Source organism: Paenibacillus macquariensis, assembly GCF_900156375.1.
Classification (GTDB): domain Bacteria; phylum Bacillota; class Bacilli; order Paenibacillales; family Paenibacillaceae; genus Paenibacillus_AQ; species Paenibacillus_AQ macquariensis.
This window is the reverse complement of sequence record NZ_FTNK01000002.1, coordinates 268,214-288,793: the sequence shown is the minus strand read 5'-3', so window position 1 is coordinate 288,793 and position 20,580 is coordinate 268,214. Positions and strand designations below refer to the sequence as shown.

Below are 20,580 nucleotides of genomic sequence, written 5' to 3'. Positions count from 1 at the left end.
CAGCATAACCATCCATATCATTTATCTCTATTTTATGATATTGAACAACCATTATGCTGACAAGCCCACAATTTATTTAATCTTTGATGTGGATCAGTATATATTTCGTATTCTGATCCCAACCTAAATCGAATGGGACGCGATAACGATCTGCCGTGTGTGAATTTACAATGGGGTATCCGTATGCATCATAACCAACAACAATTGAAAAATGATCGACATCGTTTCCTTCTATTATATATCCAATAAGGTCACCCGCTTGGATTTGTGATAGAGCTCCATCAGAATACTTTGGGGTTGGAGAAATAATATGCTCAAAATCTCCTAAAGAAACAGATTCTCCGTAACCACTACGTAGGATGAAATTACTAAAGGAGTCTGTTCTAACCCATCTCTCCGAGCCTCCAGACCTTTTATCGTATCGCCAAATATTAGTCAAAGGTAATCCGCCAGCTTCCTTATCTCCCATAACTTGAGAAGCGAAATTCGTACAATCTCCACCTTGGCTAGTGTAATCCCTATATTTATTATTGTAATGATGATTGTTGCCAGCTCCCCAAGCAACCCCTGCATATTTATTAGCATAACTAATGGCACGAGAACGGTTATATATATTACTTTTGGAAACTTCTCGCGTAGATTTAATGGATGGAGCCATGCCATCGTGAGTCTTTGCAATTTTATTAGGATTCTCATCGAGAGGATCCAAGTACCATTCTTTGTATATCATCCATTTCCCATTGACTTTATGAAGTGTAATGAAGTGCCTAGTTCCCACTCCAAAGGATTGCGTTGGAACAATCTTATTGGGGTAAGCATAACTAATTTGAAGTGATTGAACTAGCGAGATGATAGCTTTGTCTGCCTTTTTTGTAACACGTACCACACGAATGTCACTTTTGGCATCAACCAGTGTTATCGATCGTTTTTCAGCCCATTTATTGAGATAGTCTACCCTGTTCTTCTCATGTTGATAGGCATAACTACTTACTTGTTGCTTTGTTAAGTAATGTGCGTCTAACGCATGTATATTCAGATTAATCATTACTTCGGCTCTAAGCTGAAAGATATGATTTAGTACCGCTTCAATTTCCAGTTCTTCCCTTGGATTTTGATCATTAGCATTCACATTTTCCATTGGATTGAAGAATAAAGTTGTATAGATCAAAATCAAGACTAATATAGCTTTTCTAAAAATGCTCATCTATCACCATCCAGCTTCGCAAAAACAATAAGTCTTTTTTGATGTTCTTTTTTCTTTCTGCTGTATGCTCCAGTACAAGTAATAACGTTCAGTCTCGTTTCATCTGTTTCCCCAAAGATCCGTTCTATCGGAGCTTCTGAGGTAATAAATGATTCAACGGATTCAACCCTATAAGTTAACTGATGGTCCATGTTATCTCGAACAATAATAATATCTCTGGGTTTCAACTTTTTTAACTCGAACAAAACTGCAGGACCCGTATAACTGTCAACATGCCCGTCCATCACCAAGTTTCCTTTTGCACCCGCCAGAACACCTGGATATAAAATACCTACGAGATCCGTGGATTGTGGAACGTCCATTTGGCCGTCAGCAAGAACACCCACCGGCTTTATCTTGGTGGAGACATGGATGGCTGGAATAATAAGGTGCGTTGGCATAAAAGGTTTTGACGGTGAAGCATGTGATTTATGTGGTTTTATTTTTTCAGGGGCTTCTGATAATATTTGGCTGTGACTTTGTTTCATTTGATCTGTCTGCAACTGAATACGATTAGATTCACAAATTAATGTGAAAATTGCGAATAATAGAAGAACGCATAACCATCGCCATATTTTCATTTTTAAGAAAAGAAGGAGGGCGGGAATTGCCCTCCTTCATCCTCCTTATTCTGTTTGCTCGCTTGCGCCGCCAAACCCTGACTTCGGCATTTTTGTAGCTTTGGTTTTAATATTTTTTGTTTTAAGACTCTTCATGTGAAGTGCTTTTTCATGCATTTTCTCTTTCGATTTTTCTTTATGAATCATTTTGGAATGGATTTTTTCCTCATGCATCTTCTTCTCGTGCATTTTTTTCTCATTCACCGGAGCTGCACTTACGGCAGATACAGTGGAAAGTAACAAACAGGCAGATAAAATAGCAACTGAGATCTTTTTCATGGATTAGCCTCCCTAATATTTTCTTTCCCATAAGGTATGATCTCCAATTTAGAAAACGCTATGCTGGGAAAAATCACAAATAAGGAAGAATGACTGTAAACGTCGTACCTTCGCCTATTGTACTTGAGACTGCAATGCTACCTTTATGGGAATGAATAATCTTCTGCGCAATCGCAAGTCCCAGACCCGTACTATGCGTTTCTTTTGTCCGCGCTCGATCTACTTTATAGAATCGATCAAATATCATAGGGAGTTCTTCCATATGGATCCCTTCACCCGTATCGGATACTGTGATTACACACTGCTCCAATTCAATATTCGCAGAAATGGCAATAGTGCCACCTTCAGGCGTATATTTGATCGCATTGGATATCAGATTCATCCACACCTGATATAACATATTGGCATCACCTTGAATGCTAATATCCGGCAAGCTTAAGCGGAGTGCCAATTGTTTCTCTGTCAGTCTCCACTCCATAATTTGAACCACTTGTCGTATTTGAGCACGTAAATCGAACGATTTCACTTGTAATACATTCTCGTCATAATCTAGAGAAGACAAGGTGAGTAATTGTTTACTAAGTAATGATAGTCGACGACACTCTTCTTCAATAATAGATAAGTAATGATTCTGCTGATCAACAGGCAACGATGTGTCTTTCAACGTATTAGCAAATCCCTGTATAGAGGTAAGAGGAGATTCGATTTCATGAGATACGTTAGCGACAAATTCCTGCCTTGCTCGATTCGTCCGTTCAAGTTCCTGACTCATCGTCATGAAATGGGAAGCCAATTGCCCAATTTCATCCCGCCTTGATGTATTCAACTCAATATCATATCTTCCCTTAACAATCCTCTTCGTAGCCGTTGTTAGTCGGGAAATGGGTCTCACAATATGGAGAGCTGAGATCACAACGAAACCTAGACAGAACAATAACGTAAATCCTATCAGCATGCCAATGAAAATACGAAGCTCGCCAAATTGTACTTCTACATCAGGACGCATGAACAAGGCATACCTCTCCCCATTCACTTCAAGGGGCACTCCTATGCTATTTCGTAACTGATTGTCAAAGAAGCCTGTAATAAATGCCTCGTTCGGAAAATCACCAACACCATGGTATATCTGTCCATCTATTACTTTTTGAAATACGCCCTCTTTTAAATTCAATTTACTAAAAGGCCTACCATAAAAACGTTCATCACCATAATCATTACTTAAGTATATTTTGTATCCCACGACAGCTATGCTTTGTAAATAGTCATCAATTGACTCAGGATGTGATTCGCTAAATTGCTTCAGTTGAAGAGCCATTTGTGTTAATTTCGCATCATTTAAAGGCTTGAGCTTTGTATGATAATGCACATTTGCCACTAGAAATCCTAGCACACTACTAACAAGTATCACTGAACAAAAGATGAGGCACATTCTTACATACAATGACTTCATGAGGTGATGACCTCCACCTTATACCCAATTCCTCTAACCGTTCGGATGATAAAGTCATCCTGGTAATCTAGAAATCGTTCACGTAGTCGCTTAATATGAACATCTACCGTTCTTTCGTCTCCTTCATAGTCCGTTCCCCATACAAGTTCAATCAATTCACTACGAGAGAATAGTCGGCCCGGATATTGCGCTAACTGTGACAATAACTCAAATTCCTTAACCGGCAACAATAACATTTGTTGACCATCCGTTATCTCGTAATTCTTGCGATCGATCATAAGACGATTCAAGCGAATCTTATCATCTGATGCTACGGAATAACGACGAAATAACGCTGTAATACGGAACAATAATTCCTCAGGCTCGAATGGCTTCGTGACATAATCATCCGTACCTCTTAAATAACCCTGTTCCTTGTCACTTAACTGCTGACGTGCCGTCAGTAGTATAATTGGAATGTCATAAGTCTCACGAATATATTGGCACAGTTCCAGACCATCCATATGTGGCATCATCACATCCACAATAGCCAAATCGACCGTTGTTCCCTTTAACTTATGGATGGCATCTTCTCCGTCCGTTGCTTCAATTACGCCATACCCTTGCCTTGTCAGAACATGCTTCAATAACGTACGAATATTCGGGTCATCGTCTGCTACTAATAGCTTTCTCATGCTTCACTCTCCTAGTCACTCCACATCAAAATTGAAATACTGCTTCGGAAAAGGCTCATTTATTAACGTATAATGCCACCATTCCTTGCTATATGGTTTGAATCCATACTTCACCATAGCATTCTTCAGTACATTTCGGTTACCGGTCTGTTGTTTGGTAATAAGCTTCGTGCCGTGATTCGAAATATCTCCAAAGAAATCAAAAGGACCTCCCATATCGACGACTTTACCCGTTGATTTGTGCACAAGAGATAGGTCAATCGTGCTGCCTCTTGTATGTCCTGATTTACTAGAAATGAACCCAAGTTTGAATAAGTTACGTTTATCCAGTAAAGGATAGAATTCGTTCTTCATCTTGGTATCCTTACCATCCTTTGACCATCTAACGAAATCATTGACTCCTTTTTGCGGACGGTAAGCATCGTATATGAGTAAGAGATACCCTTTCTTCTCCAACTCATCACTAACCTTCTTCAAAGCAGTAACCCCTTTGAGCGACATAATCGCTAGAGGTGCCTTATAACCATCAATGCGTTTTCCGACAAAATTATATTCACTGTAATACCTTATATCAAAGTGTGCCAAAGGAATCATGTCAACTATATAGACGAATCCCTTCGGTAAGTTATTTTTCTTCACAACCATGTCCTTTGCTCCATTCAATGACTCCGCAATCACGGGTTGTCCAAATATGGATGATGTTATGAACATACTCAATAACAAGGCACTTAACGTGATTACCATTCCCCTACTAAAGGGTTTCATCTATACATTCTCCTCACTAATTCCTAAGATAGGATCGAAGGTGAGCATCTTGGTTGCTATTTTATCAATAAAGAATCGATCATGGCTAACAGTAATTACAGCACCAGGGAAATGAATAAGCGCCTGCTCCATAACCTGTATGCTTGTTAGATCAAGGTGATTGGTAGGTTCATCCAATATGATAACGGTAGCGCCTGAGAGTAGACATTTGGCTAGTGCTACTCGGGCTTGTTGCCCACCGGATAGCGAACCAATCACTTTACTCAGATCATTTTCCGAGAATTGGAGCATCGATAGGAATTTGTTCACTTTTTTTCGAGTAGCATTTAAACCAAGTCCAGAAATATTTACAGCATGGCTAACGGTATCCTTCCGATCAAGCTCGTCCCACATGCGGTTGAAATAAGCGTAACTAACACCCTTCTCCCAAATCACTTCACCAGAATCAGGCTGTTCTTGTCCCGTAAGCACCTTAATCAAGGTGGATTTCCCACTTCCATTAGGCCCCACGATAGCCAATCGATCTTCCTTCTGAATGTCAAAGCTGATGTTCTGGAATATCGTGCGACCGTCATACGTCTGGCCGATTCCTTTCACTCCGCATAACTTGTCAGGGAATCGTAAATTCTCATAAATATCAGTGATAAGAACATTCACAGGATGAGGATCAACCCGCTTCTTCATATCAGCCAGCTTACGTGAGAGTCGGTCCTTAGAGGTTTTTTTCTGTGAACGGCTATCAATGGTTTCAGACTCCATGATGAGAAGTTCTTCCTCCCATTCGAACTGACGATCCAACACTTTCTTACGCATCTTCTTCTTCCGTATGTAATCCGTATAATTACCTTCGTATTCTTGAAAATGATAATTCTCGATTTCAATCGTCCGCGTAACTACACGATCAATAAATTGCCGATCATGCGACACTAAGATCATCGCGCCATTGAATCGGTGTAACCACTGCTCAAGCCATACGATACCTTCGATATCCAAAAAGTTAGTGGGTTCATCGAGTAATACGACATCTGGCATCTCAATGAGCATTTTAGCTAATGCAGCGCGGTTTCTCCACCCACCAGATAACTCATCAACGGGTTGATGACGCGATCTATCGTTGAACCCTAATTTCGTTAGCACGGTGTCGATCTCAACAGATACATTCCAACCATCTAAATGCTCCATTTGTTCAAAAAGCTCTGCTTGACGTTCTAATAGTTGATCCATCTGAACATCATCTGTCACAATCCCTAGGTTTTCTCCTATTTCTGAAAGTTCTCTCTCAATTAGAGCCACCTGTTCGAAGCATAATTCTAACTCTTGCTGAACGGACAATCCTCCACTCAATTCAGAGAATTGGGAGAAATAACTGATCTTCACTTGGGGGTCGACTTCCACTTTGCCCGCAGTAGGCTCCTCTTTACCCATAATCAATTTAAATACCGTTGATTTACCTGCACCATTTCGTCCGATAAGACCGATACGTTCCCCTTTGCTTACTCGAAAATAGATATCTCTAAAAATCAACGTATCTTCATATTTCTTCGTTACATTCTCTAAACGAATAACACTCATGTCTAATTACCTCTCTAGTCTCTATATATTAAGAATAATGTTGTTTGATGTCTGTGTGAACACTTCATCCACTCAAGCGTGATTATAACACTATATGCCTTACCATACATACTCCATTAATATAAGACAGACTGTTCATTGGCTTGATCAATGATCTAACGCCTCGCTCATACTCGCTACGCGTTCGTAAATATGAATACGACCAAGTGAAATTGATCCACTTGGCCGTAGGAGTTTTACTTATATATAGTTTAGGCTACGTTACTTTATTATTCCGTTACGATATCGTAGATAAGTACAAGCGGCTCCGCATGTTCACCAATGCGAATATTCTCATAAATTTTCTCTATCACATCGTTCACATTTTCACGGTTTGAATGTATGGTTAGAAGTGATTCTCCCGCTTTTACAGGATCACCAACTTTTTTGTTCAACATAATACCTACGGCTAGATCGATTTCAGATTCTTTTGTCGCTCTGCCAGCACCTAACAACATCGCAGCGATACCAATCTCATCAGCTACAATTTCGGCTACTACGCCGTCTACTTTTGCAGGAACATCAATTAGATACTTCGCTTGTGGTAATTTCTCCGGATGGTCTACTACGGACGCATCTCCACCTTGGTTGGCTATAAATTCTTTGAATTTATCTAACGCTTTACCATTTCTCATAACTTCTTTCAACATTTCTTCAGCTTCTTCAAGTGAGCTTGCTTTATTCGCTAGAAATACCATTTGACGGCCTAAAGCAAGGCACAGTTCTTCCAAGTCTTTAGGACCTTTCCCTTGCAAAGTATCTATCGCTTCTTTCACTTCAAGCGCGTTACCAATGGCTAAACCAAGGGGCTGACTCATATCTGAGATAACGGCCATCGTCTTACGACCTACGTTATTACCTATACTCACCATCGCATGAGCGAGTTCTTTAGCATCATCTACAGTCTTCATAAATGCACCTGCTCCTGTTTTCACATCCAGAACAATGGCATCCGCTCCAGCAGCTATTTTTTTGCTCATAATGGAGCTAGCAATAAGTGCAATAGAATCGACCGTCGCGGTTACGTCACGTAGTGCATACAATTTCTTATCCGCAGGTGTAAGATTGCCAGACTGACCGATGACAGCGATCTTATCTTTATTCACCAAGTTTATGAATTCCTCTTTAGTAATCTCGACATGGAACCCTTCAATAGCTTCTAATTTATCGATCGTACCACCTGTATGTCCCAATCCACGTCCTGACATCTTCGCAACCGGTATATCCAATGCAGCAACCAGAGGAGCAAGAACCAAAGTGGTTGTATCGCCTACCCCGCCTGTAGAGTGCTTATCGACCTTCACGCCTTCAATGGCAGACAAGTCTATCGTATCTCCAGAGTTCACGATTGCCATCGTCAAATCAGCACGTTCACGCTCCGTCATATCCTGGAAGAAGATAGCCATAGCCAAGGCGCTAACTTGATAATCAGGAATTTCATCATTCGTATAGCCTTCAATAATGAAATTAATTTCCTCTGTCGTTAATTCTTTACCGTCACGTTTTTTCGCAATAAGATCAACCATTCTCATCATATATTCTCCTCGTTATTCGTTATTTAATGTAGGATCTAAGGAATAACTTATATTAAATTCGATAAAAAGCTGGTACCGTGCTGTGGCATCGTAACTTCAAAGTTCTCCGCAATGGTCGCACCAATATCCGCAAATGTTTTCCGGATAGGCAGTGCCTGACCCCCTTGTTTAAATCGTGGAGAATACATCAAGAGCGGTACATATTCACGTGTATGATCCGTTCCACGATAAGTCGGATCATTCCCATGATCCGCGGTAATGATCAGAAGGTCATCTTCTTTCATTTTGGCGAATACTTCTGGTAAGCGGGTATCATAGTCCTCTAAAGCTTGACCATACCCTTTTGGATCACGACGATGTCCATATAATGCATCAAAATCAACTAGATTTAAGAAGCTGAACCCATGAAATGTTTCATCGAATGTCGAAATGAATTTATCCATACCGTCTGAATTAGAAACCGTACGAATGACCTGGGTCACCCCTTCACCGTCAAAGATATCTGAAATTTTCCCTAGGGCAATGACGTCATGACCTGCATCTTTTAATGCATTCATGACTGTGGGGCTAAATGGTTTCAACGCATAGTCATGACGGTTGGAAGTTCGTTTGAACTCGCCTATTTCACCAATAAAGGGTCTCGCGATAATTCTGCCTAACATATAGGGATCATCTAATGTGATTTTTCTGCAAAATTCACAAATCTCATATAATTCCTTTAGTGGCACGATATCTTCATGTGCTGCGATTTGCAGCACTGAATCTGCAGAAGTATAGACAATTAAAGCACCTGTCTTGACATGCTCTTCCCCAAGTTCTTCAATAATCTCTGTTCCGCTCGCAGGTTTGTTTCCAATAACTTTGCGGCCTGTTTTCTCTTCAATGCGGGAGATAAGCTCATCAGGGAAGCCATTCTCAAAGACACGAAATGGCGTATCAATTCGCAAACCCATCATTTCCCAGTGTCCAGTCATGGTATCTTTACCACTAGAAACTTCTTGCATCTTTGTGTAATAAGCGAGTGGTTGCTCGGAAACAGGAATTCCCTTGATTTCTTTAATATTAGATAATCCAAGTTTAGCCATATTGGGCATGTCCAGCCCTCCGCATTCACGGGCAATATGTCCTAAAGTATCAACATCAAAGTCATCAAATTGAGCTGCATCAGGTGCCTCCCCAATTCCTACCGAGTCCATTACAATTAAGTGAATCCGTTTAAATGCTGTCATTATTGTTTCCTGCCTTTCGCAAGTGAGTCTTTTTCATTCTAATTAATAAATATTCCAGCCACTATGGCAGAAAGAATACTTACTAATGTGGCACCATAAAGTAATTTCAGACCAAAACGTGCTACAACATTCCCTTGCTTCTCATGCAGACCTTTTACTGCACCAGCAATAATACCGATGGACGAGAAATTCGCAAACGAGACAAGGAACACAGAGATAATACCAACTGTACGTGAGGATAGATCGGTGTATTTACCAAGTTCAAGCATGGCAACAAATTCATTAGAGACCATTTTCGTAGCCATAATACTACCTGCATCCACTGCTTCTTTCCATGGAACACCCATAATAAAAGCAAGTGGTGCAAAAACGTAACCCAGTAGTTGTTGAAATGATACTCCAAATATACCACTAAAGAGTCCATTAATCATTGCGATGATTGCTACGAACCCAATCAACATCGCTGCTACGACAATGGCAACTTTGAAGCCATCCATAATATATTCCCCAAGCATCTCGAAAAAGGATTGTTTCTCTTCTTCCTGTACCTCTAGAATATCCTCCTCTTTATCGACGATATAAGGGTTTAGAATTGATGTAATGATAAACCCACCAAACAAATTAAGAACAAGGGCAGTTACAACATACCTAGGTTCTAGAACTTGCATATATGAACCAACAATAGACATGGATACAGTCGACATAGCCGATGCACATAATGTATAGAGCCGATGTTTCGGTAATAAATTAATTTGCTTTTTAACAGATATAAATACTTCAGATTGTCCTAGAACAGCAGATGCAACCGCATTGTACGATTCCAATTTACCCATACCATTCACCTTGCTCAGAACAAGACCAATGTATCTAATAACGAATGGCAATACTTTGATGTACTGCAAGATACCAATGAGCGCTGAGATAAATACAATCGGTAATAATACCGATAAAAAGAATGTGAATTGTCCTTCGTTAAGTATGCCACCGAATACAAAATTAACACCTTCTGCGGCGAATTCCATTAACTTTTCAAATACGCTTGAGATTGCTTTAATAACGACATTTCCAACAACTGTATTTAATAGTACAGCGGCTAAAATAATCTGCAAGATAACCATGACGATCAACGGTCGATAGCGGATCTTCCTTTTATCATTGCTGGCGAGGTAAGTGAGCCCAAAAACAATTAGTATACCCAGTATTATAATTAAATATCTCATAGTTGTTCTCCTAATAGTCAATTGGATTCCGAAATCAAGCAGCTAGTATGAAACGCTTACATCTTATTCGAAAATTTCTTTACACATCATTTTATTGTTATTTCATATCAGCAGATCGAAAGGCTCCAGGCAATAGCTGTGCCATAGTCCATTCTTCTGTGTTTCCATGAAGATTGGTTAAATAGATCTTAGTATTCTCATCGCAAAATTCAGCTAATACTTGACGACAGGCACCACATGGAGAAACAGGACCCTTTGTGTCCGCTACCACCGCAATGGCTTCAATAATATGTTCCCCTTCTGATACCGCTTTAAAAATGGCCGTACGTTCTGCACAATTTGTAAGTCCAAAAGAAGCATTCTCAATATTACAACCTGAGTAAATTCGCTTGTTACTTGTTAGTAATGCAGCACCAACCGCAAAGTTTGAATAAGGAATATGAGCATGTTTACGTGCAGCCATAGCCTCTTGTATTAACTGTTCCTTCATTATTATTCCTCCTTGAGTGCGTGCTGCCCTTTGATGGAGCAGCACGGATTCTTCATAAAATAATTAGTAAGACGAGGTTGATTGCTCGCCTTCCATTATTTTCACACCTGAACTAGCACCGATTCTAGATGCACCTGCCGCAATCATTTTTTCCATATCTTCCAGACTACGAATGGCTCCGGAAGCTTTAACTCCGATATTTTCACCAACGGTTTGACGCATTAGGGCTACATCTTCAGCAACTGCTCCTCCTGTTGAGAACCCTGTCGATGTTTTAACAAAGTCGGTTCCAGCTTTGACCGCTAATTGACAAGCAACTTTCTTTTCTTCATCTGTTAAGATACAAGTTTCAATAATTACTTTTACAAGTGCTTTCCCAGCTGCTACATCAACAACGGCTTTAATATCTTGTTCAACATAATCATGATCTCCATCTTTCAATGCACCTATGTTAATGACCATATCAACCTCTGTCGCACCATTTTCAATGGCATTAGCTGCTTCAAAAGCTTTCGTTGCGGTTGTACTAGCCCCAAGAGGAAATCCAATTACCGTACATACTTTCACGTTCGTATTCGCCAACTTTTCAGCCGCATAAGCTACCCATGTTGGATTTACACAAACGGATGCAAATTCATATTTTTTTGCTTCATCAGTTAATTTTGTAATCTCATTTTTAGTTGCGTCTGGACGTAAAAGCGTATGATCGATCATGCTTGATAAGTTAATCATTTCGTCATCACCCTTCTCATATATGAATCCTCTTAATTACATGTTTACAATACCACCTGTTTGAACAATTGTAAACACCAACTAGAAATTATGTTCAATATTTATTTTTTTCTTTAACCCTGAGAAATTGATTCATCTATATATAACTTACCCAAAGTATATAAAAAGCCTTCAAAACCAATTTGAATTGGCATTAAAGGCTCATTTTCATTCTAAACTAAAATCTGATCATTGCTCTGATTTATCTTAACAAAGCTTGTGCAGTAAACTGATCCGTAATTAATATATTCGCATACTTACCTGCGAGCGCAGCTTGAATGGCTTCAATTTTACGCTGTCCTCCCGCAATAAGAATAGACTTTTCTTTTTTTCTAAGTTCAGAAAGATCAATTCCTACCGTACGATTATTGATAGCTTCACTACATATTTTTCCTTCTGTATCGAAAAAACGAGAACAAATATCCCCTGCCCCATTATGTCCGAGCAATTCCTTCTCTTCTTCATTAAAATATCCTAGACGAAAAAGAAGCGCATCTTCTTTTACAGTCCCCACGGTAAAAGCTGCAATATTCGCCTGTTTACCTAATTCAATGATCCGCCCAATATGTCGGTCTTCCTCTACCATTTTCTTCACTTCAATACTATCGAAAATAACAGGTAACGGTAAATAGCGAGCAATGGTCTGGAATGCCTCTGCGAATAAATTCACGATTTCAGCCGCGTATGTATTCACTTGAGAATGGCTTACGCCTCCCTTTAATTGGACCACTTCTACGCCTTTTAATGGTTTCGATTGTAAATGCAGAGCTACCGCATGCATAGTTGTTCCCCATGTTACACCGATAATATCTCCATCTTGTACGGTCTCATGAATAAATTCAGCCGCTTTTTTACTGATATGTTTTTTGATTTCTTCATAATCATTGAGTGGTGAATAACATAACTGAACCGTATCTAATTGGTATTGCTTCTTCAGTTCACCTGCTAATATATCCAAATCTTCTCTAGGGTCAATAATATCAATTCTAACATATCCTTTATCTTTCGCATGCTGTAGTAATCTAGAAACCGTCGGTCGGGATAAACCCAATACGGTTGCAATCTGTTGCTGACTGTAATCAGATTGATAATAAAGCCTTGCCGCTTCTATACTCATACGCTGTTTCTCATTGTCCATTGTTATCCAACTCACTTATTTTATTTGTCCCTCTATGTATCGGAAGATCCGAATTGTATCACACAGCTTACTTCAGCACTTTAAACGTATCGATAAATCTACTCGGGTCTTCTCTAACCGTGTAAGGAAATACACCTTGCTTCGTGTGTAAATATAGAAATCCACCTTCGTCTCCCATTTGTCGATAAGACATATCCAATACATCCTCTATGGCAAACTCTCGATATTTAGTCCGTACTTTATGTTCATATAAATACATGCTACGAAGCTGCACTACCGTTGTTTGTTCTGTGCTGGAGACATGTCTATGAATTTTGTAATATGATTGTGTCGCGATCCAATTCATAATGACTCCCTTCATGATGTCCTTAATTAATTCTGTCTCTATTATACCTAGAAAAGGTTGTAAAGTTAAATCATCCAAAGACTGGATGATGATTTCTTCTCATAAGAGAACCTCGTAATCAACTGCCACTTACCAAAAATGAGAGTCCATTTGGACTCTCATTACGTTATTATCAGGATATGAGCAAGAATGAATACTGCCTTGCTTATACAATCAGTTATTGTAGATCTTCTTTACTTGGTTGGAGGATACTCCACCCTTATACGCTTGAAAGATATACCAGTATTCCTTATTAGAACTCATAGCAGAATGATCTGCAAAGACAGTGGATCCTTTAGTCAATGTTTTTTTGTAGACTTCTTTTAAATCAGTTCTGTTTAATTTAATAACCTGAATGTAATCATAATCAGTTGTGGGATTTGTCCACTCCAAAGTCACAGGGTAAGTACTCGTTATTTGAAGGTTGGTGATTGGATCCGGCGCAGCCGCCGAGGCGATCGGAATAATCGAAAACATTAAAAGGAAGCATACAACCAGGATACGGAAAACCGAATGTTTCGACCTATTTTTCACTAACAACATCTTCATTCCTCCTTGGATGGTTAACACTATAATTAACGGTTAACGAGTGCTCCTCCTTTCATGATGTTGTCAGTATAAATTTGTATATCTATTACTATATTAACATATTTTTCTAATATAATATCCATATATTCTTTATTACTTATTTCACAACATTTACGGTAATGGTGTCACTTGAAGTGACTCCCGCAGCGTTAATTAGCTCGCTACGATATTCATATTTACCTGGTGCTCTGCCTGACAATTCTGTCACAGCATTCTGAGCACTTGATGTATTCTCCACGAGATTCTTCGAATCTACTAATACACCATTCTCATATAATCGATATTCCGAACCATTCGTCCCCCACCACATGTTCATTGTTACTTTATAATTCCCGTCCCCATCCCAATTATCGTGAGACAATACAGACTTAGCTGGTGTAGCTGCGGATATCGTTACAATCAGTTCATTACTCGTAGTCGTTCCGAAAGCATTCGTTAACTCAGCAGTATACTTATAAGTGCCATTCGCTCTCCCTTTTATTTCCGTCTTTACGCTCTGGGCTGCGGGAGAAGCATCAGTTAGATTCTGCGTGTTAATAAGAACTCCATTCTCGTATAGCTTGAACTCACTGCCGTTATTTCCCCACCATAGATTCATCGTTACCGTGTAACTACCATCCTTAAATCCATTGATATTCCCACTTGTATCCGATAGTACTGGCTTACCTGGAATACTCGTAGCTAGTGGATTGCTAACTTTAAAAGATATACTTTTCTCAGATGAGTTACCTGCTAGGTCAAGTACATGATATTGAATGGTATGAACACCTACACCTAGGTCAGCAGCTTTCACTACATCTCCACTATTGATTTCCTTACCATCTAACAATAATTTTTGTGTTGATACACCAGATAACGAATCTGTCGTCGAAAGCTCATATTTCAGAATATCCTCAAGTTTTACATCCGTTACCTCTTTAACATTTTGAGTCAACACGACTGTTGGTGGCGTTTTATCCAATTTCACTTGGAGAGATTGTTCGGCTTCAACTTGCCCCGTAACTGTAGAGGAATAATACTTGATCGTATATTCTCCATCGGTTTGAATGGATACTGGTCCTGTATAAAGAACTTCTGAGCCACCATTCAAGGCATATTTCGTCGAGATGATATCCGTCGGACTCCCCGTTGCTACCAATGTAAGTGATACATCGTTGTTGTACCAACCATTCACATTAGGTAATGCCGATAATGAAGCCGTTGTAACGGGAACGATCGGTACAGCTTTACTTATGAAATCATTGACCCCTCTTGGTTTCAACTGCACTACACTCTTGAAGATCGCAGAGACGCCTGTCACATCAATAACCTGTCCTTCTTTATATGCAAAATCTGTTAAGGTCAAGCCAGTCCGTACATCTACTCTTATATGCGTACTTACTAATCCATTCATCGCATCGAATTCAAAAGAACCCGTAGGTGTAGCACTGATGATATTGCTAATCGTAACATCACGAAGTTGCACAAGTTGTCCTTGGTTCGATAAATTCGCATTTGTTTCCAGTGGAATTGGAAGTGGCGACGTTCCTGTCTTTACAATCGCAATCGGATCAGTTAGTTCAAGTTCTGTGTTATATAGCGCAAGTGGCGCTGTTATCTTTACAATATCTCCTTGATGGAATCCACTTAACGTTTGAAACACATAGATACCGGCTGTTTCATCCTGAAGATAAAATGTCTGACCACCAAAGATTCCTGGCTCCGTAGTCACAACACCTTCTATCGTAACCGTTGTTCCCTGTGCTTTATTACGTGCTTCCACTATCGTAATTTTATTAGGAATCGGGTTGCCCTCAGCAGGTAGATCTTCTGCGGGTACGTTCGCTAACTGAACCACGGTTGTGAGGAGATTGTTACCATTTTGTCTCAATCTGAGATTCGCCGCACCCAATGTGCCTGGCTTAACTCTGACCGTTAGGTCTTTATAAGCTCGTCCATTACCATTTGCGGTTAAGCTATACGTCGAACTATAAGCAAATGCAGATGGCCATGTACCGTCTTCATTTTGAACCTTAGCAATTTGTGTCCCACCACTTGTTAGATAAATACCGGTACTGAATCCAGATACAGTTGTATTGGCAGGTAAGTTATCTACAACTACGCGGATTTTGAAATCTTGTGCATTAGGTAGTTGAGCTTGATGAACAAAACTATAAGTCACAGCAGCATTAGCTGTTGAACTTCCATATGATCCAGGTTTAAACGTTGAACTATCCCACCATTTGTATCCGGCTGCAGGAGCGGACCAAGGTTCCGCTTGAGGTTCTATTGAAGTCTCTGGAGTTTCAATAGGTAGCAACGCCGTCGTCTGATCCAATTGTAAGTTACTCACCTGATTCAGGTTGGTATAACTCTCTTTCTTGGATAACCAGTTAACCATATTAACCAATAAGACGCCGTCATTTTGCTCTTTAAATCCATCATAGGTCGTTTTCTTCGTGCCCATTTCTTCACGTAGGTATTTAGGGGTTGCATCCTCAACTGCGGATGAATCACCAATGAATGCAGCTTTTCCAGCACCTACTTTGGACACAGCTACATACGGACCTTCAGCAATTCCGCCACCGTTATATACCCCTTGATCGACAGCATTGGGCCAAGCCTCATTCGTATTTGGGAGATATACAATCCCCTTGGCTTTGGTAGGGTCCATAATCGCAAGTGTTGAACCAGCGTGCATGGCAACTGTTGATACACCTGCTGTAATGCCAAAGGCTTGGCTAGGTGTAACGATATTATTCGCTGTAATATCACCTAATGCATTATAGCGAAACCGAACTCCGAACTTCGATCCTAACCAATCTGAACTTACAACATCTTGCATGGCAGCGGAATTCCGCTCTTCCACACTCATTCCTTTGGCTGGATCTACCCATGCACCACGACGATAGCCATTCATAGACTCCGACCCGTCCCAACGATTCTTATTACGATCTGCGTTGTAGTGATCCCCTATGAAGAAAATACTGTTACCGCCTTGCACATATTGCTCCATTGCTAGTTGTTCACTTTGTTTAAAAGGAATATTAGCTTCTGCAATGACGAATACATCATAGTCTTTCAAATCGTTATAGGTAATTGGTGTTGATTTACGCAGTTCTTTCACATCATATCCATCATTTGCTAATGCATTTCCGAAATCTGAAAAAGCACCGTCAATGACCCAGTCAGCAGCCCCAGCTGTCTGCCCATGGGTGTTGTCAAAGAGCACCTTTTTACCTGCATTTCCATTGACGACCTTCGCTTGAATGTAAGGAGCAACATCTGTAGGGCCCTCTGCGAACACAGCTGAAAGACCACTATTTAATCCCACTTGAAACGATAACGCCAACGACACAGCAATTGCTGACTTCAATAATCCAGCTTGGAATCTAGTAAACTTTCTCATCATATTCCTCCTATGAATAAAGACTAGTAATTCAACTTAAGTCTATCATGTAATTATTTACAAAAGTTAATTTATTTGTAAAATATATGGAGATAATTCAGAATCAATGAACAAATAAATTTATATGATTTTAATGAAATCATCATATTGTATTAACAAAATTAATATATTCTATTAATACCATATCCAAATTGAATCGTTAGGGGAGGAATAAATCATGATTAATGATAACAGCAGGTGTTTGTGGATGACCTTATTTCTATGTAGCCCTGATCAAGATAAACAAAAAAGTATTGCTGACGTTATAGAATGTAATGACATCAAAATAATGGATAGCATTCGCTTTCACCTAGGCATGAGGAATCAACTCCATTTACTTAGGAGTGGAACCAACTGAATACTATCCGGACTAATCTATATACCCATACCAAATAGACACATACCAGAAGATCTGGTATGTGTCTATTTGTGTGTATCCATTATGTTAGACTTACCTGATTAATAAATCATCATGATGGATCTTCGGCTTGCTTTCCCAAATTGAACTTGGAATTTCACGGCGCAACACAGGTATAACATCATTGACGAATCGATGTAATTGTTCATATTGCTCAGCTTCTGTTAATCCATCTACACTAATACAGAGTACTTGATTACCATAAGCTTTGTGGTAATTAAGAATTTTCTCAATAACTTGTTCCGCATTACCAACTAATATAGGCCCATTCTCAATATTGTCCTCTAGATCTTTAAAGGGAGATTGATTATGCTGTGCAGCGTCAGTTGCATGAAACGCATTATAATACGGTCTGAACCGATGGATCGCTTCTTCAGGTGTATTCGCAAGATATAGACTACTTGCTCCTGAGCCGACAATGGCATTCTTGGGATCGTGACCGTAATAAGACAAACGATCACGATAATGATCAATCAATGCTTTATATTTCGCTTGGGGATGAAAGGAATTAGAAGAAAATATCGGCTCGCCATATTTCGCAGCTAATTCCGTTGAAAGCGTACTTGATGCGCTACCATGCCAAATTGCAACGGTCTTGGTTGTGTCGTAACATCGTCAAGTTGTGTACGATATTTTCCCTTCCAAGTCACATTCTCCTCATTCCACAAACGTTTGAGTAATGCATATCGCTCAGCTAGAGAATCCCATTGTTCTTCCTCTGTAATACCGAATAGAGGATAGTGCCGTGGATCATTTCCTTTGCCAATGATCATCTCTAGACGTCCTCCGCTAAGATGATCCAGTGTAGCATAATCTTCAGCTACGCGTACTGGATCAAGAACGCTAAGTACTGTGACCGTTGTTAACAATCGAATTCGTGAGGTTCGAGCAGCAATCGCACTTAAGATAACCGGCGGAGAAGATGAGAGAAATGGCGTTCCATGTTGCTCACCTACACCATAAGCTTCAAATCCAAGCTCTTCAGCGAGAATAGCTTGTGCGATGATATTCTGGAATTTCTGTTGAGTCGTTAATGTCTCCCCAGTAATGGCATTGGGAACATTCATCAATAGGCTGAACAACACGAATTTCATCTAATACAACCCCTTTTCTCTAATACGCGAAAAGCACAAGGTTACGCTATGAATGCCTGGTTCATTGACTTACGGTATGGTTATCTTTTTCTTCATTCTCTATTTGTTGTTCTTGCTCTTGAAGATAAATTTCGAAAGCTTCAGGATTCACTACTTTTCTTAGAAGATGCATAACTCCATCCCCTTTTCCCGAATCGAAAGCTTTAATACGTGCATAGCCTTTTCGTTCATACATAGGAAGAAGCCACGGATGTTTCTCAGCAGTTGCAAGCGTTACCGCAGGTGCTCCTAACTTATCTCTGATAATAGTCTCCTCAACCCATGTAAGTAGTTTTCCTCCAATACCTGTAGCTTGGCATGCCGGGTCTACCGCAAACCACATTACGAATGGTAAATCCGTGATGAACTTAATCTCATTGCCCTTGTTAAGAGTGACTGTAGCTTTAATTTCTCCGTCCACTTCAAGGACATAACACTCATTCTTAAGGATATTGTCTTCGATCAAAGCATAGTCGGCATGTGCAGCTGGCCATTTGAGATCTAATTCACGAATGGTAACGTAAGCCTCATAAGTAACATAAACAAGTCTTTCAACATCCTCAACCGTCGCCAGTCTATATACTTCACTCATATATTTCAACTCATTTCATTAAGATATGTTAATAATATACAATTCGCATTGAATTAATGTGAATTGAACTGTATTTACTTTAACATCTTCTGTTATAACATGCTAATTGATTATATCTATCCTTCTATACATATATCAAATACGAATTGATGTCCTACTACACAATTAGTGGAAGTAATTCCTTTATTATAGTAGATAATCAACACCATTTCAGGTTATGATTATGCTTAAGATGATGAACTAACACTAACATGACTAAAAAGGTGATCCTAATGTTGAATCAACTCCCCCCACCATTATTCGAATTCTTTAATGGGAAGAATGTGTCTGACAAACAGCATGAAGCAATACTCCTCTTATCGATAGACGAAGAGCAATGGCCCCATGTTGCTATGATCAGTGTCGGTGAAATTGTAGCGATCAATGAATCCGAACTCAGACTCAGCTTATGGCGAAATACCGTAACCTCAACGAATCTCAATCGGACAGGTCAAGCCACTATCGTTGTATTTCTAGAAGGCGTAGCTTATTACGTCAAGCTATCCGTTCAAGAACAATCTATCTCAGATGCAAGACATGAAAGACAAGGATTTGTCGCCACAGTAGCTTCTATCCGCGCAGATGTGGCAAAGTATGCTGATATTATATCTGGCGTACGTATACAACTCAAAGAACCTGAACCCGTAATACAGCGCTGGACAGAAACAATAGAAGATATGCTCAAATAAGTATGATAAAGACAATCGCCGAAGGGTAGATTAAATCGAGGTGGTGATGAAATGCCTTATTCATTTCTATACATAATTATTATCTGTATTGCACTAGTTGGTGGGGTTGGTACGTTTATGGTCGGATATTCAAAAGAAAACAGAAAGAAAAATCCTGAATACGATCGAAGAGTAAAACGTAATCTGGGTAAACTCTCATTATTTTATATTGTCGCGCTAATGGTTGGTGTTGGAGGTTTAGCGATATATCTTTCTGTTAGAATATAGCTCACATTATACAAAGG

Annotated in this window: 19 protein-coding genes and 1 pseudogene; 2 read left to right on the top strand and 18 right to left on the bottom strand. The window is 39.7% G+C overall.

All coding sequences use genetic code 11. From position 1 onward, the window contains the following. Window positions 1-76: 76 nt before the first annotated feature. From BW961_RS04310 to BW961_RS04220, 18 genes and pseudogenes are all read right to left on the bottom strand, one after another. Window positions 77-1,204 (bottom strand): amidase domain-containing protein, encoded by a 1,128-nt coding sequence (locus BW961_RS04310; protein WP_068581141.1) that lies wholly within the window; start codon window positions 1,202-1,204, stop codon window positions 77-79. Beyond that, the gene (locus BW961_RS04305; RefSeq protein ID WP_212568131.1) at window positions 1,201-1,731 is read right to left on the bottom strand and encodes a class F sortase; all 531 of its coding nucleotides are present in this window, start codon (window positions 1,729-1,731) and stop codon (window positions 1,201-1,203) included. Before BW961_RS04305 ends, BW961_RS04310 begins: the two co-directional genes overlap by 4 nt. Before the next feature lie 138 nt (window positions 1,732-1,869). Next, the gene (locus BW961_RS04300; RefSeq protein ID WP_068581135.1) at window positions 1,870-2,142 is read right to left on the bottom strand and encodes a hypothetical protein; all 273 of its coding nucleotides are present in this window, start codon (window positions 2,140-2,142) and stop codon (window positions 1,870-1,872) included. Window positions 2,143-2,215: 73 nt separating this feature from the next. Continuing rightward, window positions 2,216-3,592, bottom strand: coding sequence for a sensor histidine kinase (locus tag BW961_RS04295; RefSeq protein ID WP_068581132.1), 1,377 nt, complete (start codon window positions 3,590-3,592; stop codon window positions 2,216-2,218). After that, window positions 3,589-4,266, bottom strand: a complete 678-nt coding sequence (locus tag BW961_RS04290) for a response regulator transcription factor (RefSeq protein WP_068581128.1) — start codon at window positions 4,264-4,266, stop codon at window positions 3,589-3,591. Before BW961_RS04290 ends, BW961_RS04295 begins: the two co-directional genes overlap by 4 nt. A 15-nt stretch (window positions 4,267-4,281) precedes the next feature. Then, complete coding sequence (locus tag BW961_RS04285) at window positions 4,282-5,031, bottom strand: M15 family metallopeptidase (protein WP_211269751.1); 750 nt, start codon at window positions 5,029-5,031, stop codon at window positions 4,282-4,284. Then, a complete protein-coding gene (locus BW961_RS04280; protein WP_068581127.1) occupies window positions 5,032-6,603 on the bottom strand; it encodes an ABC-F family ATP-binding cassette domain-containing protein in 1,572 nt (523 codons plus the stop codon). Between the two features lie 269 nt (window positions 6,604-6,872). Beyond that, window positions 6,873-8,174 carry a pyrimidine-nucleoside phosphorylase gene (locus BW961_RS04275; protein ID WP_068581123.1) on the bottom strand — a complete coding sequence of 434 codons (1,302 nt, stop codon included), beginning with the start codon at window positions 8,172-8,174 and terminating at the stop codon, window positions 6,873-6,875. A gap of 50 nt (window positions 8,175-8,224) precedes the next feature. Further along, window positions 8,225-9,406 (bottom strand): phosphopentomutase, encoded by a 1,182-nt coding sequence (gene deoB / locus BW961_RS04270; protein WP_068581120.1) that lies wholly within the window; start codon window positions 9,404-9,406, stop codon window positions 8,225-8,227. Window positions 9,407-9,444: 38 nt separating this feature from the next. Then, window positions 9,445-10,626 carry a NupC/NupG family nucleoside CNT transporter gene (locus tag BW961_RS04265; RefSeq protein ID WP_068581117.1) on the bottom strand — a complete coding sequence of 394 codons (1,182 nt, stop codon included), beginning with the start codon at window positions 10,624-10,626 and terminating at the stop codon, window positions 9,445-9,447. 97 nt (window positions 10,627-10,723) lie between these two features. After that, window positions 10,724-11,116, bottom strand: coding sequence for a cytidine deaminase (locus BW961_RS04260; RefSeq protein ID WP_068581114.1), 393 nt, complete (start codon window positions 11,114-11,116; stop codon window positions 10,724-10,726). Between the two features lie 63 nt (window positions 11,117-11,179). Beyond that, window positions 11,180-11,848 carry a deoxyribose-phosphate aldolase gene (deoC, locus tag BW961_RS04255; RefSeq protein WP_394327593.1) on the bottom strand — a complete coding sequence of 223 codons (669 nt, stop codon included), beginning with the start codon at window positions 11,846-11,848 and terminating at the stop codon, window positions 11,180-11,182. A gap of 241 nt (window positions 11,849-12,089) precedes the next feature. Beyond that, window positions 12,090-13,025 carry a DNA-binding transcriptional repressor DeoR gene (locus tag BW961_RS04250; protein ID WP_068581110.1) on the bottom strand — a complete coding sequence of 312 codons (936 nt, stop codon included), beginning with the start codon at window positions 13,023-13,025 and terminating at the stop codon, window positions 12,090-12,092. Window positions 13,026-13,092: 67 nt separating this feature from the next. Beyond that, a complete protein-coding gene (locus BW961_RS04245) occupies window positions 13,093-13,371 on the bottom strand; it encodes a hypothetical protein (protein WP_068581904.1) in 279 nt (92 codons plus the stop codon). Between the two features lie 213 nt (window positions 13,372-13,584). After that, window positions 13,585-13,953, bottom strand: coding sequence for a hypothetical protein (locus BW961_RS04240; RefSeq protein WP_068581107.1), 369 nt, complete (start codon window positions 13,951-13,953; stop codon window positions 13,585-13,587). A 142-nt stretch (window positions 13,954-14,095) separates the two neighbouring features. Further along, window positions 14,096-17,386: an endonuclease gene (locus tag BW961_RS04235; RefSeq protein ID WP_394327597.1), complete on the bottom strand. Its 3,291-nt coding sequence runs from the start codon at window positions 17,384-17,386 to the stop codon at window positions 14,096-14,098. A gap of 490 nt (window positions 17,387-17,876) precedes the next feature. Beyond that, window positions 17,877-18,937, bottom strand: a pseudogene (locus BW961_RS04225) (LLM class flavin-dependent oxidoreductase). 61 nt (window positions 18,938-18,998) lie between these two features. Beyond that, window positions 18,999-19,568 carry a GNAT family N-acetyltransferase gene (locus BW961_RS04220; RefSeq protein ID WP_068581095.1) on the bottom strand — a complete coding sequence of 190 codons (570 nt, stop codon included), beginning with the start codon at window positions 19,566-19,568 and terminating at the stop codon, window positions 18,999-19,001. Window positions 19,569-19,840: 272 nt separating this feature from the next. Between BW961_RS04220 and BW961_RS04215 the strand changes: the two genes are divergently transcribed. Together BW961_RS04215 and BW961_RS04210 are read left to right on the top strand one after the other, a co-directional pair. Next, complete coding sequence (locus BW961_RS04215) at window positions 19,841-20,296, top strand: hypothetical protein (protein ID WP_068581092.1); 456 nt, start codon at window positions 19,841-19,843, stop codon at window positions 20,294-20,296. Window positions 20,297-20,347: 51 nt separating this feature from the next. Beyond that, window positions 20,348-20,563, top strand: a complete 216-nt coding sequence (locus BW961_RS04210; RefSeq protein ID WP_068581088.1) for a hypothetical protein — start codon at window positions 20,348-20,350, stop codon at window positions 20,561-20,563. Window positions 20,564-20,580: the final 17 nt, after the last annotated feature.

What these genes read in the sequence shown, in the direction of transcription:
- BW961_RS04210 (WP_068581088.1), top strand. Translation starts at nt 20,348, where the DNA reads ATGCCTTATTCATTTCTATACATAATTATTATCTGTATTGCACTAGTT.
- BW961_RS04280 (WP_068581127.1), bottom strand. Translation starts at nt 6,603, where the DNA reads ATGAGTGTTATTCGTTTAGAGAATGTAACGAAGAAATATGAAGATACG.
- BW961_RS04240 (WP_068581107.1), bottom strand. Translation starts at nt 13,953, where the DNA reads ATGTTGTTAGTGAAAAATAGGTCGAAACATTCGGTTTTCCGTATCCTG.
- BW961_RS04295 (WP_068581132.1), bottom strand. Translation starts at nt 3,592, where the DNA reads ATGAAGTCATTGTATGTAAGAATGTGCCTCATCTTTTGTTCAGTGATA.
- BW961_RS04215 (WP_068581092.1), top strand. Translation starts at nt 19,841, where the DNA reads ATGTTGAATCAACTCCCCCCACCATTATTCGAATTCTTTAATGGGAAG.
- BW961_RS04250 (WP_068581110.1), bottom strand. Translation starts at nt 13,025, where the DNA reads ATGGACAATGAGAAACAGCGTATGAGTATAGAAGCGGCAAGGCTTTAT.
- BW961_RS04300 (WP_068581135.1), bottom strand. Translation starts at nt 2,142, where the DNA reads ATGAAAAAGATCTCAGTTGCTATTTTATCTGCCTGTTTGTTACTTTCC.
- BW961_RS04290 (WP_068581128.1), bottom strand. Translation starts at nt 4,266, where the DNA reads ATGAGAAAGCTATTAGTAGCAGACGATGACCCGAATATTCGTACGTTA.
- BW961_RS04275 (WP_068581123.1), bottom strand. Translation starts at nt 8,174, where the DNA reads ATGAGAATGGTTGATCTTATTGCGAAAAAACGTGACGGTAAAGAATTA.
- BW961_RS04265 (WP_068581117.1), bottom strand. Translation starts at nt 10,626, where the DNA reads ATGAGATATTTAATTATAATACTGGGTATACTAATTGTTTTTGGGCTC.
- BW961_RS04310 (WP_068581141.1), bottom strand. Translation starts at nt 1,204, where the DNA reads ATGAGCATTTTTAGAAAAGCTATATTAGTCTTGATTTTGATCTATACA.
- BW961_RS04245 (WP_068581904.1), bottom strand. Translation starts at nt 13,371, where the DNA reads ATGAATTGGATCGCGACACAATCATATTACAAAATTCATAGACATGTC.
- BW961_RS04260 (WP_068581114.1), bottom strand. Translation starts at nt 11,116, where the DNA reads ATGAAGGAACAGTTAATACAAGAGGCTATGGCTGCACGTAAACATGCT.
- BW961_RS04220 (WP_068581095.1), bottom strand. Translation starts at nt 19,568, where the DNA reads ATGAGTGAAGTATATAGACTGGCGACGGTTGAGGATGTTGAAAGACTT.
- BW961_RS04235 (WP_394327597.1), bottom strand. Translation starts at nt 17,386, where the DNA reads ATGAGAAAGTTTACTAGATTCCAAGCTGGATTATTGAAGTCAGCAATT.
- BW961_RS04305 (WP_212568131.1), bottom strand. Translation starts at nt 1,731, where the DNA reads ATGAAACAAAGTCACAGCCAAATATTATCAGAAGCCCCTGAAAAAATA.
- BW961_RS04285 (WP_211269751.1), bottom strand. Translation starts at nt 5,031, where the DNA reads ATGAAACCCTTTAGTAGGGGAATGGTAATCACGTTAAGTGCCTTGTTA.
- deoB (WP_068581120.1), bottom strand. Translation starts at nt 9,406, where the DNA reads ATGACAGCATTTAAACGGATTCACTTAATTGTAATGGACTCGGTAGGA.
- deoC (WP_394327593.1), bottom strand. Translation starts at nt 11,848, where the DNA reads ATGATTAACTTATCAAGCATGATCGATCATACGCTTTTACGTCCAGAC.